The sequence below is a fragment of the Paraburkholderia phenazinium genome, from assembly GCF_900141745.1.
GTDB lineage: Bacteria > Pseudomonadota > Gammaproteobacteria > Burkholderiales > Burkholderiaceae > Paraburkholderia > Paraburkholderia phenazinium_B.
This window is the reverse complement of sequence record NZ_FSRM01000001.1, coordinates 1,753,101-1,766,000: the sequence shown is the minus strand read 5'-3', so window position 1 is coordinate 1,766,000 and position 12,900 is coordinate 1,753,101. Positions and strand designations below refer to the sequence as shown.

Sequence of the window (12,900 nt, the reverse complement as noted above, 5' to 3'; positions counted from 1 at the left end):
ATCAAAGAGTCAGGGGGTGACCGGACGCAGGTCGTCGTCCGGCAGCCAGAATACCGCGCGGCCATCCGGTGTATCCCGTTCGTCTACCTGAACGGGACGCAGCCTGCCGCCACGGCACGGACCGCCGACACACTTACCTGTATCCGGCGCGTAAATTGCGCCGTGCGTGGCGCACATCAAGTATAAACCCGATGATTCGAAGAACTGACCCTCAGCCCAGTCGAGCTCCATCGGCACATGCGCACAGCGGTTCAGATAACCAAAAACCTCGCCACCATAGCGGACAAAGAAAACAACCGCATCCCCGTCGACGTATTTCGCCTGGCGGCGCAGCCCTGTGCCACCCTCGACCAGTTCGTCGGAAGCGCAGATCCGCACGGGTTCGATGGCAGACATGATCATGCGTTCTCGCGCAACCAGCCGGACAGCGCGCTGACGCTCGACGCCACGAACTTCGGCTCGAGCGCAGCGAGCGAGGCCTCCGGATGGGCGCCGTAGGTCACGGCGATGCCTGCGACGCCGGCGTTGATCGCCATTTGCAGGTCATGGGTCGTATCGCCGACCATCACCGTGCGTGCCACATCCTGACCCAGTTCACGGGTCAGCTCATGCAGCATTGCCGGATGAGGCTTCGAGAAAGTCTCGTCGGCACAGCGGGTACCGTCGAACAGGCTGGTGAGGCGCGACTGGTCGAGCGCCCGGTTCAGGCCCACACGGCTCTTGCCGGTGGCGACACCAAGCAGATAGCCCTGATCGCGCAACTCCTGCAGCATCTCGCGCACTCCAGCAAAAAGCTCCGTGGTCTGATCTTTGACCAGATAGTGGAAACGGTAGCGCTCGGCCAGACGCGGATACTCGGACGGGTCGAGCGTCGGCGCGGCGATCTGCAGCGCGTCGCGCAGCCCGAGGCCAATCACGTAGCTCGCCGCCTCGTCAGCCGGCACCGGCAAGCCGAGATCGCGACACGCCGACTGGATACTCCGCGTGATATGCATGGTCGAATCCATCAAGGTGCCGTCCCAATCGAAGACGATCAGATCAAATTGCTCTCTAGCCATGCGTATTCGTCTCCGGGGTTGCCCCGTTATTGATTTCATTGAGCTGATCGATGAAACGCCGGCATTCCGCCGGTAGCGGCGCCTCGAACTGCAGCACGTCGCCGGTAGCCGGGTGTGCCAGCTTGAGCCGGTACGCGTGCAGAAACATCCGCTTCAGTCCAGGACGCGCATTGGTGCGCGCCAGCTCTTTATTCAGTGCGAAATCGCCATATTTGACGTCGCCGACGATCGGCAACTCCAGATGCGCGAGGTGAACCCGGATCTGATGCGTGCGACCCGTCTTCAGTTCCGCTTCGAGAAGCGCGTAGTCCGGCCAGCGATTCACCAGATTGAACACCGTGTGCGACGCCAGCCCGTCCGCCTGGACCCGCACGCGGCGTTCGCCATCCGCCGTCAGATACTTGTGCAGCGGCTCCTTGACCGCCCGGCGGCGGCCCCAGTCGCTCGCCCACTCGCCATGAACGCACGCAAAGTAGCGCTTGTCCATGCGGTTCTCACGAATCTGCTCGTGCAGGTTAACAAGTGCCGCGCGCTTTTTCGCCAGCATCAGGACACCGGAGGTTTCGCGGTCCAGCCGGTGCACCAGTTCCAAAAATTTTGCCTGCGGACGCGCCTCGCGCATCTGCTCGATTACCCCGAACGCCACCCCGCTGCCACCATGGACGGCGACGCCGGCCGGTTTATCGATGACCAGCATGTGGTCATCTTCAAAAAGAATTTCGAAATGGGCGGCCGGAACCGGATTGTGAGCGCTCGCTTCGATCCCTTGAGCGATGCGGATCGGCGGCACGCGCACGAGATCACCATGCTCGAGACGGTACTGCGCATCGACCCGGCCCTTATTTACACGCACTTCCCCGCTACGCAGGATGCGATAAATATGGCTTTTAGGCACGCCTTTACAGACGCGTAACAGGAAGTTGTCGATGCGCTGTCCGGCCGCGCCATCGTCGATCTCGATCATCGAGACCTGGTCACTTGCGACCGATTTCTGGGATATTTTGCCTAACTCTTTCATTCTGAATATAATTTGCCCAGCAGTCTGCGGCGGCCGGCGCATTGTCCGGTATTCCGGCGGTCTGCGCAGGTGCAAGCGATAAACAGTCATTTTACTTGCGCCCGGGTCTGGTTGCTCACCCGCATAACGAGATGCAACAAGTTGTACGCACGGAGTCAGCACCCGGCAGGGACGGCGCCCACAGGCGCGTTCGGTCACGGTCGGCTCCGCGGTAACGGAATTTTGGTAAAAAAGAATTTAACTGCGAGCCTCGGGTATCGGCGGTTTGACGCCCTGCAGGACGAGGCTTCCGGTTGCGAAAATACGGCGTGCGCCCAAGGCGTCTTGTAGAAAGTACAAGACATGGCGACGTCAAAATGAGGCGAGACACCCCCGGCGAGAAAAGACGCGCCTATTGCGCGAACTTCCCGCTGCGGCTCGACCGCAGCCTTCGACCCTCCGGTCACGCGCCCAGTTGGCGCACCGGCGCGAGTGGACGAAGGTGTGTATAGGTCAGCCGGCAGTACCCGCGGCGTGTCAGGCCGTTATTTGAAGCCGTGTTCGCATGTGCCCTGCGGCACCGCGTCCTTCTGTATGGACCGGGCCCTCTCAGGCAATTCTCCCCGCCATTTTTCCCGCTCCAGCGTGCTTGTGAAAACACAATAAAGCGCGGCATGCCGCTGCCTCGAACGTCCTTTGCGTCCAATAAACGCGAGGCGTGGGCGCAGGCTAAGCCGCTCTGGAGTCGTTCAATGAAACGAATGTTGTTTAATGCAACGCAGCAGGAAGAACTGCGCGTAGCCATCGTCGATGGGCAAAAACTCATCGATATCGACATCGAAACCGCCGGTCGCGAACAGCGCAAAGGCAATATTTACAAGGGCATCATCACTCGCATCGAGCCGTCGCTCGAAGCCTGTTTCGTCAACTACGGCGAAGACCGTCACGGTTTTCTGCCGTTCAAGGAAGTCGCCCGCCAGTATTTCCGCGACGGCGTCGACATGCGTTCCGCCCGTATCCAGGACGCCCTGAAGGAAGGTCAGGAACTGATCGTCCAGGTCGAAAAGGAAGAACGCGGCAACAAGGGCGCTGCTCTCACCACCTTTATTTCGCTGGCAGGCCGTTATCTGGTCCTGATGCCGAACAATCCGCGCGGCGGTGGCGTGTCGCGCCGGATCGAAGGTGACGACCGTCAGGAACTGCGCGAAACCATGGCGCAGCTGCAACTGCCGGAAGGCATGAGCATCATCGCGCGTACGGCTGGTATTGGCCGCTCCGCCGAAGAACTGCAGTGGGACCTGAACTACCTGATGCAACTGTGGCGCGCCATCGAAGCCGCGTCGCAAAGCGGTTCGACCGGTCAGCCGATGCTGATTTATCTCGAATCGAGCCTGGTGATCCGCGCAATTCGCGACTATTTCCAGCCGGATATCGGCGAAATCCTCATCGACACCACCGAAATTCATGACCAGGCCCGCGCCTTCATGGATATCGTGATGCCGGATAATGTCAGCAAGGTGAAGCGGTATCACGACGACGTGCCGCTTTTCTCGCGTTTCCAGATCGAACATCAGATCGAAACGGCGTATTCGCGCACGGTGCCGCTGCCTTCGGGCGGTGCGATCGTGATCGACCACACCGAAGCGCTGGTGGCCATCGACGTGAACTCGGCGCGCGCCACCAAGGGCGCCGACATCGAGGAAACGGCTGCACGCACCAACCTCGAAGCCGCCGACGAAGTGGCCCGCCAGTTGCGCCTGCGCGACCTGGGCGGCCTGATCGTGATCGACTTCATCGACATGGAGTCGGCCAAGAGCCAACGCGAAGTCGAACAACGCCTGAAAGACGCGCTCAAGCACGACCGTGCACGTGTCCAGATGGGCAAGATTTCGCGCTTCGGCCTGATGGAACTGTCGCGTCAACGTCTGCGTCCGGCCCTCTCGGAAGGCAGCCACGTGACCTGCCCGCGCTGTAACGGCACGGGCCACATCCGCGATACCGAATCGTCCGCACTGCAAGTGCTGCGGATCATTCAGGAAGAAGCGATGAAGGAAAACACCGCGGCCATCCACTGCCAGGTGCCGGTCGAAGTGACCGCCTTCCTGTTGAACGAGAAGCGCGCCGAAATCAACAAGATCGAGTCGCGTTTCAAGGTCAATGTCGTCCTGATCCCGAACAAGCACCTCGACACGCCGCACTACAAGCTCGAGCGCCTGCGTCACGACGATGCGCGCCTCGACGAGCCGCGCGCTTCGTGGAAGATGGCCGAAGAAGCGGCCCGCGAGCTGGAATCGGAAACCGGTTACAGCAAGCGCGCCGAGGAAGTGAAGCCGAAGCAGGAAGCCGCGGTCAAGGGCATCACGCCTGAAAAGCCGGCGCCTAGCGCTCCGGTTCGCCCGGTTGCTGCCGCTACGCCTGCCCCTGTGGCAGTGACGCCGGCTGGCGGCGGTTTCATTGGCTGGCTGAAGAAGCTGTTCGGCGCGGCGCCGGCGGCGCCCGCACCGGTCGCACCGGCACCCGTCGAGCAGACGGCGCGTCCGGCACGCGGCGATCGTCCGGAGCGCGGTGAGCGCACGGGCGAGCGCGGCGGCGATCGTCGCAATAATCGCCGTGGCGGCGCGAGCGGCCGTGATGGCGCGGCGCGTGGCGAAGGTGCTGCGGTTGGCGGCCGTCAAGGCCAGCCGTCGCAGCGCCGTGACGAACGCGAAGGTCGCGAAGGACGTGAAGCCCGCGAGGGTCGTGAGCCGCGTGAAGCACGCGAGTCGCGCGAACCGCGTGAGGGTCGCGAGCCGCGCGAAACACGGGAGCCGCGTGGCAACCGTGAGCCGCGCGAAAGTCGCGAGCCGCGTGGCGAGCGCGAAGGGCGTGACAACCGCGGCGAGCGCGGTCAGGAACGCGCGGACCGTGGCGAAACCGTGGAAAGCGCACCGCGCGCCGAGCGTGGCGAACGCCAGGAACGCGGCGAACGTCGCGATCGCGGTGATCGTCCGGAACGCGGCGAGCGTCGCAAGCAGCAACCGGAAGGCGCAGAAGCACTGAGCCAGGACGAAAACCAGACCGATCTGCTGACGCAAAACCAGGCCGGCAACCTTGAAGGCGGCGCTCCCGTCGATCAGGAAGCCGTGGCCCGTGAAGGCGAAGAGCGTCGCCGCCGCCGTCGCGGTCGTCGTGGCGGCCGTCGTGAGCGCGAAGAAGAAGGCGTGAACGGTAACGTCAACGCCGAAGGTGCCGAGTCTGTCGAAAGTGCGGAAACGGAAGGCGAAACGGCTAGCGCAGCAGTCGAGGCGCCGGCTCAGCAGCCCCGTCACGAAGCGCCGGCAAGCGCGCCGGTCGAAGTGGTCGTTGCTGCGGTCGCAACGGAAACGGCGGTCGTCACCGAACTGCATGCCGCAACCGAAACGCCGGTTCTGGCCGCCGAACAGGCTGCCAAGACCGAAGCTTTCGTGCCGGTCGCAGAAGCAGCCGTGCCCGAAGCGCCGGTAGTCACGCACGCTGAACCGGCGCCGGTTGTATCGGCACCGGCCGCGCCCGTGGCACCTGTTGCGCCGGTCGCAGCCGAAGCCGCACATGAAACCGCAAGCGCTGCCGTCGAAACGACGAGCGCAGCACCTGCGGCGCCTGTGTTCCAGGCACCGGTTCACGAAGCGCCGGCGGTTGAAGCGCCAGTACAGGCACCGGCAGCGGTTGAGCCCGCTGCTGCAGAGACGTTCGCTGCCGAGCCGGCCGCCGTTCAGGCTCCGGTCGTGGAAGCGACGCCGGCAACCTCGGTCGCTCCGGCGGTCGTGGTTGCTGCACCGGTGGAAGCACAGCAGCCAGTGGTCGAAGCAGCGCCGCAAGCTGCCGCAGCCGAAGAAGTAGCCGCACCGGCAGCACCGCAACCCGCGGTTGAGCCTGCGCAGGCTGTCGAACCGGCGCCGGTCGCGGCCGTAGCGCCAGTTGCACCGCGCAACAACGGTCTGTCGCCGGAAGCCCTGCAGCCGGTACTGGAAAGCGCCGGCCTGGTGTGGGTCAACACCGACGCCACCAAGTTGCGTGCCGCGCAGGAAGCCGCTGCGCAAGTTGCGAAGCCAGCGCGCGTGCCGCGCGAGCGCAAGCCGCTACCGCCGGTCGACAATGCGCCGATGCAGCAGGTCGAAACGGCGAAGCACCCGCAGTAAGCCGTTACACCGGGCGCTGTCAACGCCCTGCTGTCCAGAAAGCCCGCCCTCACCGGCGGGCTTTTTGTTTGCCTGAATGCGGGTATTCGTTCCATGTGGGTAGACGGGCGTTCCGCTAAAATGGAAGTCTGCACCCCAATTGAAGCGATCCATGTCCCGACGCATCATCCCTGTTGCCGACGTCAGCGCGGTGCCGGTTATCACCGGTGCCGTGCAGACGCCTAGCGGCGTGCTGCGCGATACCTTGTCGCGCCCGCTGCGGGATCTGCGCATCTCGGTGACGGATCGGTGCAACTTCCGCTGCGTCTACTGCATGCCGCGCGCGGTGTTCGACAAGGACTACAGCTTCCTGCCGCACAGCGCGCTACTGAGCTTCGAGGAAATCGAACGCCTGGCGCGGCTTTTCGTCGCACATGGCGTAGAAAAGATCCGCTTGACGGGCGGTGAGCCGCTGCTGCGCAAAAACCTGGAATACCTGATCGAACGGCTCGCGCAACTCACCACGCCGGAAGGCCGGCCGCTCGATCTCACGCTTACCACTAACGGTTCGCTGCTCGCCCGCAAGGCGCGCAGCCTGAAAGACGCCGGACTGACGCGTGTCACGGTCAGCCTGGACGCGCTCGACGACACGCTGTTTCGGCGCATGAACGATGCGGACTTCGCTGTCGACGACGTGCTGGAAGGCATCGCCACCGCCCAGGCGGTGGGCCTTGCGCCGGTCAAGGTCAACATGGTGGTCAAGCGCGGCACCAACGACGGCGAAATCGTGCCGATGGCACGCCACTTCAAAGGCTCGGGCTGCGTGCTGCGCTTTATCGAGTACATGGACGTGGGCACGTCGAACGGCTGGAACATGGCTGAAGTGCTGCCGTCGGCCGAGGTCGTGGAAAGGATCGGCGAATACTTCCCGCTGATGCCGCTCGAAGCGCACAGCGCCGCCGAGACTGCGCAGCGCTGGGGCTACACCGACGGCAGCGGCGAGATCGGCGTGATTTCGAGCGTCACCCGGGCGTTCTGCGGCACCTGTACACGCGCCCGGCTCTCCACGGAAGGCAAGCTGTACCTGTGCCTGTTTGCGTCAGGGGGACACGACCTGCGTGCGCTGGTGCGCAATGGCTCGAGCGACGCACAGATCGCCTCCGCGGTCGCGCATATCTGGCAGGCCCGCGGCGATCGCTATTCCGAACTGCGCGGCAGCAGCGCTGCGGTATCGCAATCGCCAGACGAGCGCCGCGTCGAAATGTCGTACATCGGCGGCTGAGGCCGTCTTGCCTGCCGCACTCAATCCCCTGCCAGCCAATCTCACCGGCCTCGTTCTCGCCGGCGGTCGCGGCACGCGTATGGGCGGTGTCGACAAAGGGTTGCAACTGCTGCACGGTGAAGCGCTCGCTTTGCACGTCATGAAGCGACTCGCGCCGCAGACCGGATCGTTGCTCATCAGCGCCAATCGTCATCCCGAGGTCTATGCCGAGCTCGGCTCGCCATTTGGCGCGAGCGTCGTAGCGGACAGCGTAGCGGACTTCCCCGGCCCGCTGGCGGGTCTGCTAGCCGGCCTACGCGCCGCTCGAACCCCGTTCGTGGTCAGCGCGCCGTGCGACTCACCCGGACTGCCTGCCGATCTCGCCGCGCGGCTCGCGGATGCCCTCGATGCACAACAAGCCGATATCGCCACCGTCACCACCGTCGACACGCACGGCGAGACCTCGATTCACCCTGTCTTCGCGCTGTTGCGCACCAGTCTGGCCGATGACCTCTCCGCCTTTCTGCAAGCGGGTGAACGTAAGGTCCGCGCGTGGTACGCGCGCCACAAGACGGTGGAAGTCGCCTTTCCGGATGAGCGCGCGTTTTACAATATCAACTCTTTACAAGAACTGGCCGACCTTGAACGCCATTGAGACGTCGTTCAGACGTCGACGAGGTTGCAGCCGATGTTCTGCTCCGGACGCACGGCGCTCACCCAATCCAGCCGAGCGCATCCGGCCGCGACGCCTCTCCATTCATGACCACGCTTAACGAATTTTCCAGCTGCGTCGCGCAGTACGATCCTCAGGCGCTGCCGGTCACGGCCGCGCAGGCGATCGTGCGGCAGTGGGCCACACCCGTCACTGCAGTCGAACACGTGCCGCTGCACGATGCGCTCGACCGCGTGCTGGCCGCAGACATCGTGTCGCCCAGCGACGTACCCGCGCACGACAACTCGGCAATGGACGGCTACGCCTTCCGCAGCGCCGCGCTCGCCGATCAGGCAAACAGCGAGGCGAACAGCGTTGAACTGACGCTCGCCGGCAAGGCGCTGGCTGGCCACCCGTTTGGCGGCGCGGTTGCGGTAACGGAGTGCGTGCGGGTCATGACGGGCGCCTCGATGCCGGCGGATTGCGATACGGTCGTGCCGCAAGAACTCGTCACACGCAGCGGCGAGACGATCCGCTTTGCCGCCAGCGCTGTGCGCGGCGGCGCCAACCGGCGCCTCGCCGGCGAAGACCTGCCGCGCGGCAGCGTAGCGCTGCGAGCCGGCCGGATCGTGCGCGCGTCGGACCTCGGGCTGATCGCTTCGCTTGGTATCGCCGAAGTGCCGGTGCGCAGGCGTCTGCGGGTCGCATTTTTTTCTACCGGCGACGAACTGCGCTCGCTCGGCGAGCCGCTCGATCCCGGCTGCGTCTACGACAGCAATCGTCACACGCTGTTTGCCATGCTGCGGCGGATGAACATCGACCCGCTCGACCTCGGTGTCGTACGGGATGAGCCCGCCGCGCTCGAGGCCGCGCTACGCAGCGCCGCAGCCAGCGCCGACGTGGTCCTGACCTCGGGTGGCGTCTCCGTCGGCGAGGCGGACTTCACCCAGCAGTTATTGCAGACCTTCGGGGACGTGGCGTTCTGGAGTCTCGCCATGCGTCCAGGGCGCCCGCTTGCGTTCGGCCGCGTCTGGTCGGGTGAACGACCCGGCCTCGGCCTGCCCGCGTTATTCTTCGGTCTGCCGGGCAATCCGGTCGCCGTGATGGTGACGTTCTATCAGATCGTGCGCGAAGCATTGGTGGTCATGTCCGGCGCCACGCCACAACCGGCGGCGCTTCTGCAAGCCACGAGTCGCGACCTCATCCGCAAGCGTGCAGGCCGCACCGAATTCCAGCGCGGCGTAGCGACACGCGATGCGCGCGGCCAATGGCAGGTCACGCCGACTCCCTCGCAAAGCTCGGGGGTCCTCAGTTCCATGAGCGAAGCCAATTGCTTTATCGTGCTCGAGCACGAACGCTCTGACATCACGGCTGGCGAAAGCGTCGATATCATGCTGTTCGACGGGCTGATCTGACACGCCCGGCTGCCGCTGACCCTCAACCCTTACCCTCACAACGACCAACGGGTTTGACTTACATGAGAAAACAGATCTCGTTCATCGCGCCGGGACAGACCGCCAAGGCGCTGATCCTGGTGTATCTGACCTTCAGTGTGCCCATCGTGCTGCTTGGGGTACTGGTTGCGTTTATCCGCTACGGTTCGGTCGAACTGAGCACCGTGTTCAGCGCGCTGCTGCTGAACGCGATTCTTGGCTTCGTGCTGTTGTGGATCGCCTGCCATGCGTATAACTGGGTCGCGTCGCGGTTTGGCGGCATCGAAATCCAGTTGAGCGACGTTCAAGAGGAAGCGTAATGGCCGCCACCATTCGTGCCGCGACGAGCGCCGACGTGGGCGCCATTTTTTCGTTGATGTTCGAACTGGCTGAGTTCGAAAAGCTCACCCATCTTTTCGTCGCCACCGAAGCAGGCGTGCATGACGCGCTGTTCGGCGCGCGGCCCTCGGCCGAAGCCATGGTCGCGCAGGAAGAAGACGGCCGCATCGTCGCATATGCGCTGTTCTTCCATAATTTCTCGACCTTCCTCGGCCGGCGCGGACTCTACCTGGAAGACCTGTATGTACAGCCGTCGCAGCGCGGCACTGGGCTGGGCACGCGGATGCTGCGCGAACTGGCGGCATTGGCCGTCGAACGGCAATGCGGCCGGTTCGAGTGGACGGTGCTCGACTGGAATCAGCCGGCCATCCGTTTCTACGAGAAGATGGGCGCGACCGTGTTACCGGATTGGCGCGTCGTGCGCATCACGGGTGATGCCCTTGAGGAATTGGCCGGAGTAAAGGCGGCAAAGGCTGGGTAAAGCCGGATCCGCCCTATTCCTCCGCGTCTGCCCCAAGCAGCGCATCTCCCAATAAGCCGCTCGCCTGCTCTCCTGGTAACGCTTCGACGTCGCGCAGCTTGCGGTTCATCATGCGTGTACGCGTTTCCGCAGCTTCGATCGAACGCGTCACCGTTTCGAGCTGCGACTTCGTCTTCGCCAGCACGTCGCCGAACTTGCCGAACTCCGTCTTCACCGCGCCGAGCACCTGCCAGACTTCGCTCGAGCGCTTCTCGATGGCCAGCGTTCGGAAGCCCATCTGCAAACTGTTGAGCAATGCCGTGAGCGTGGTCGGTCCGGCTATCGTCACCCGGTAGTCACGCTGCAACGTGTCGGTGAGGCCCGGCCGGCGTAGAACTTCCGCGTAGAGCCCTTCGGTCGGCAGGAACAGCAAGGCGAAATCGGTGGTGTGCGGCGGCGCGACATACTTCTCAGAGATCGCGCGGGCCTCGGCACGAATACGCACTTCCAGCGCCCGCGACGCTTCTTCGACCGCCACCGGGTCGGCTCGCTCCTGAGCTTCGATCAACCGCTCGTAGTCCTCGCGCGGGAATTTCGCATCTATCGGCAGCCATACCGGCACCGCTACACCTTCCGGGTCTTGCCGGCCCGGCAACCTGATCGCGAATTCGACCCGGTCGGCGCTTTTCGGCACCGTTGCGACGTTCTTCGCGTATTGATCCGCGGTCAGCAATTGTTCGAGCAGCGCCTCGAGCTGCACTTCGCCCCATGTGCCACGCGTCTTGACGTTGGTCAGCACCTTCTTCAGATCGCCAACGCCTGCGGCAAGCGTCTGCATTTCCCCCAGCCCGCGATGCACCTGCTCGAGCCGGTCCGAGACCTGCTTGAACGATTCGCCCAGACGCTGCTCGAGTGTGGCGTGCAGCTTCTCGTCGACCGTGCGGCGCATTTCTTCGAGCTTGGTCGCGTTGTTTGTCTCGATGTCCTTCAGACGTTGTTCGATCGTCGTGCGGATTTCGGCAAAACGGCGATCGTTCGATTCCGTCAGTTGCCCGAGCTGCAATGTCAGCGTCTCACCGAAACGCTTAAGCGTGGCACCCTGCTCGTCGCGCGCCTGCTGCGCCTGCTGCTGCAAGCTCAGCCTGACCGCTTCGAGTTGCTGCGCGTTGGTTTCCGTGAGTCTGACGAGTTGCTGCGCGAAGCCGTCGATCTTGCCGTTCTGCAGCGTCGTCATACTCGTGAACTGCGCGGCAAGCGTCTGCTGAAATTGCGAGAAGCCGCCGTTCAGTTCGGTTCGCGAGACGCGGGCGGTCTCCTTGATCTCGCTGCGCAACTCGCGCTCGATCCGCTCGGACGCGCGCGACTGCTCCTGCGCTGCCGAGCCAATGTGATCGCCTAACTGGTCGAGCTGCGCCTGCAGATCACTCTGACGGCCACCACGCATCAATACGAGCAAGGCGATCACCAAAGCGACGGCCAATACCACGACCGCCGCGGGCAACAACAACGTCATCATGAACGCGCCTTGCCGAGAACATCCGGATTGATCGCGCTCGGCGGATGCCCTGCATTCGGACCTTCACCCAACCCGGCAATCAGGTTGTCGGCCGCGAGATTGGCCATGGCGCGCCGGGTCGCTTCAGTCGCGCTTGCGATATGCGGCGTCAGCACGACATTCGGCACGGTCAACAGCGCCGGGTTTAGATTCGGCTCGCCTTCGTAGACATCGAGACCGGCCGCTGCGATCTGCTTCGCACGCAGCGCCTCGGCGAGCGCGGCGTCGTCGACGATGCCTCCGCGTGCGATGTTGGTCAGCGTCGCGGTCGGCTTCATCTGGGCGAGCTCCGCTGCGCCGATCGTGTGATGGTTTTCCTTCGTATAGGGCAGCACCAGGACGACGTGATCGGCCCGCCGCAACAGGTCTGCCTTCGACACATACTCCGCATTCAGATCGGCTTCGATAGCAGGCGCGACCCGCGAACGGTTGTGATAGATCACCTGCATGTTGAAGCCGCGGGCGCGACGCGCCAGTGCCTGGCCAATGCGGCCCATGCCGATCACACCGAGCGTCGAACCGTACAGGTCGGTACCGAGAAAGCCGTCGTACGCCCACTTCTGCCACTTTCCGGCGCGTAGCCAGTGCTCGGACTCGGCGATCCGGCGTGCTGTCGCCATCATCAGCGCCCAGCCGAAATCGGCAGTGGACTCGTTCAGGACGTCCGGCGTATTGGTGCCGAGTACGTTCGCCGCGTTGAACGCGGCCATATCGAAGTTGTTGTAGCCGACTGCCATATTCGACACCACTCGCAGCCGCGGTGCTGCCGCCAGCACGGCTGCGTCGATCGGGTCGCCGGCCGTCAGCGCGCCGTCCTTATCGGCAAGCCGTTGCGTCAGTTCGTCGGCAGGCAAGACTTCGCCGTTGTTCCAGTCCACCTCGAAATACTGTTTGAGGCGCTCGATCACGTCCGGAAAAATCGGACGGGCAACCAGGATCTTCTGCATTGCAATTCTCCGAATAGCGCAGCGGGACCGTCTGCGGCCGTGCTGCAGTCAACCGTCATCAA

Annotated in this window: 11 protein-coding genes; 6 read left to right on the top strand and 5 right to left on the bottom strand. The window is 63.8% G+C overall.

From position 1 onward, the window contains the following. Positions 1-9 precede the first annotated feature (9 nt). Genes BUS06_RS08245 through BUS06_RS08235 form a run of 3 tightly spaced genes read right to left on the bottom strand, consistent with a single transcriptional unit; the run spans position 10 to position 2,076 of the window. Positions 10-402 carry a Rieske (2Fe-2S) protein gene (locus tag BUS06_RS08245; protein ID WP_074263830.1) on the bottom strand — a complete coding sequence of 131 codons (393 nt, stop codon included), beginning with the start codon at positions 400-402 and terminating at the stop codon, positions 10-12. After that, entirely contained in the window at positions 399-1,058 is a 660-nt protein-coding gene (locus BUS06_RS08240; RefSeq protein WP_074263829.1) for an HAD-IIIA family hydrolase, read from the bottom strand. The genes BUS06_RS08245 and BUS06_RS08240 overlap by 4 nt, the downstream gene beginning before the upstream one ends. After that, positions 1,051-2,076, bottom strand: a complete 1,026-nt coding sequence (locus BUS06_RS08235; protein ID WP_074265969.1) for an RluA family pseudouridine synthase — start codon at positions 2,074-2,076, stop codon at positions 1,051-1,053. Before BUS06_RS08235 ends, BUS06_RS08240 begins: the two co-directional genes overlap by 8 nt. Positions 2,077-2,807: 731 nt before the next feature. Between BUS06_RS08235 and BUS06_RS08230 the strand changes: the two genes are divergently transcribed. The 6 genes from BUS06_RS08230 to BUS06_RS08205 all read left to right on the top strand — a co-directional run bounded on the left by BUS06_RS08230 (position 2,808) and on the right by BUS06_RS08205 (position 10,357). After that, complete coding sequence (locus BUS06_RS08230; RefSeq protein WP_074263828.1) at positions 2,808-6,212, top strand: Rne/Rng family ribonuclease; 3,405 nt, start codon at positions 2,808-2,810, stop codon at positions 6,210-6,212. A gap of 151 nt (positions 6,213-6,363) precedes the next feature. Beyond that, positions 6,364-7,473, top strand: coding sequence for a GTP 3',8-cyclase MoaA (moaA, locus tag BUS06_RS08225; RefSeq protein WP_074263827.1), 1,110 nt, complete (start codon positions 6,364-6,366; stop codon positions 7,471-7,473). A gap of 79 nt (positions 7,474-7,552) precedes the next feature. Further along, positions 7,553-8,107 carry a molybdenum cofactor guanylyltransferase MobA gene (gene mobA, locus BUS06_RS08220; protein ID WP_254368889.1) on the top strand — a complete coding sequence of 185 codons (555 nt, stop codon included), beginning with the start codon at positions 7,553-7,555 and terminating at the stop codon, positions 8,105-8,107. 104 nt (positions 8,108-8,211) lie between these two features. Continuing rightward, positions 8,212-9,519: a molybdopterin molybdotransferase MoeA gene (gene moeA, locus BUS06_RS08215; RefSeq protein WP_074263825.1), complete on the top strand. Its 1,308-nt coding sequence runs from the start codon at positions 8,212-8,214 to the stop codon at positions 9,517-9,519. A 62-nt stretch (positions 9,520-9,581) separates the two neighbouring features. Next, positions 9,582-9,857 (top strand): hypothetical protein, encoded by a 276-nt coding sequence (locus BUS06_RS08210; RefSeq protein ID WP_074263824.1) that lies wholly within the window; start codon positions 9,582-9,584, stop codon positions 9,855-9,857. Next, positions 9,857-10,357, top strand: coding sequence for a GNAT family N-acetyltransferase (locus tag BUS06_RS08205; RefSeq protein WP_074263823.1), 501 nt, complete (start codon positions 9,857-9,859; stop codon positions 10,355-10,357). Before BUS06_RS08210 ends, BUS06_RS08205 begins: the two co-directional genes overlap by 1 nt. 13 nt (positions 10,358-10,370) lie before the next feature. Here BUS06_RS08205 and BUS06_RS08200 read toward each other — a convergent pair whose 3' ends face one another. Continuing rightward, positions 10,371-11,849, bottom strand: a complete 1,479-nt coding sequence (locus BUS06_RS08200; RefSeq protein ID WP_074265968.1) for a DNA recombination protein RmuC — start codon at positions 11,847-11,849, stop codon at positions 10,371-10,373. Beyond that, on the bottom strand, positions 11,849-12,838 hold the full coding sequence (locus BUS06_RS08195) for a 2-hydroxyacid dehydrogenase (protein ID WP_074263822.1): 990 nt from the start codon (positions 12,836-12,838) through the stop codon (positions 11,849-11,851). Before BUS06_RS08195 ends, BUS06_RS08200 begins: the two co-directional genes overlap by 1 nt. Between the last annotated feature and the right edge of the window lie 62 nt (positions 12,839-12,900).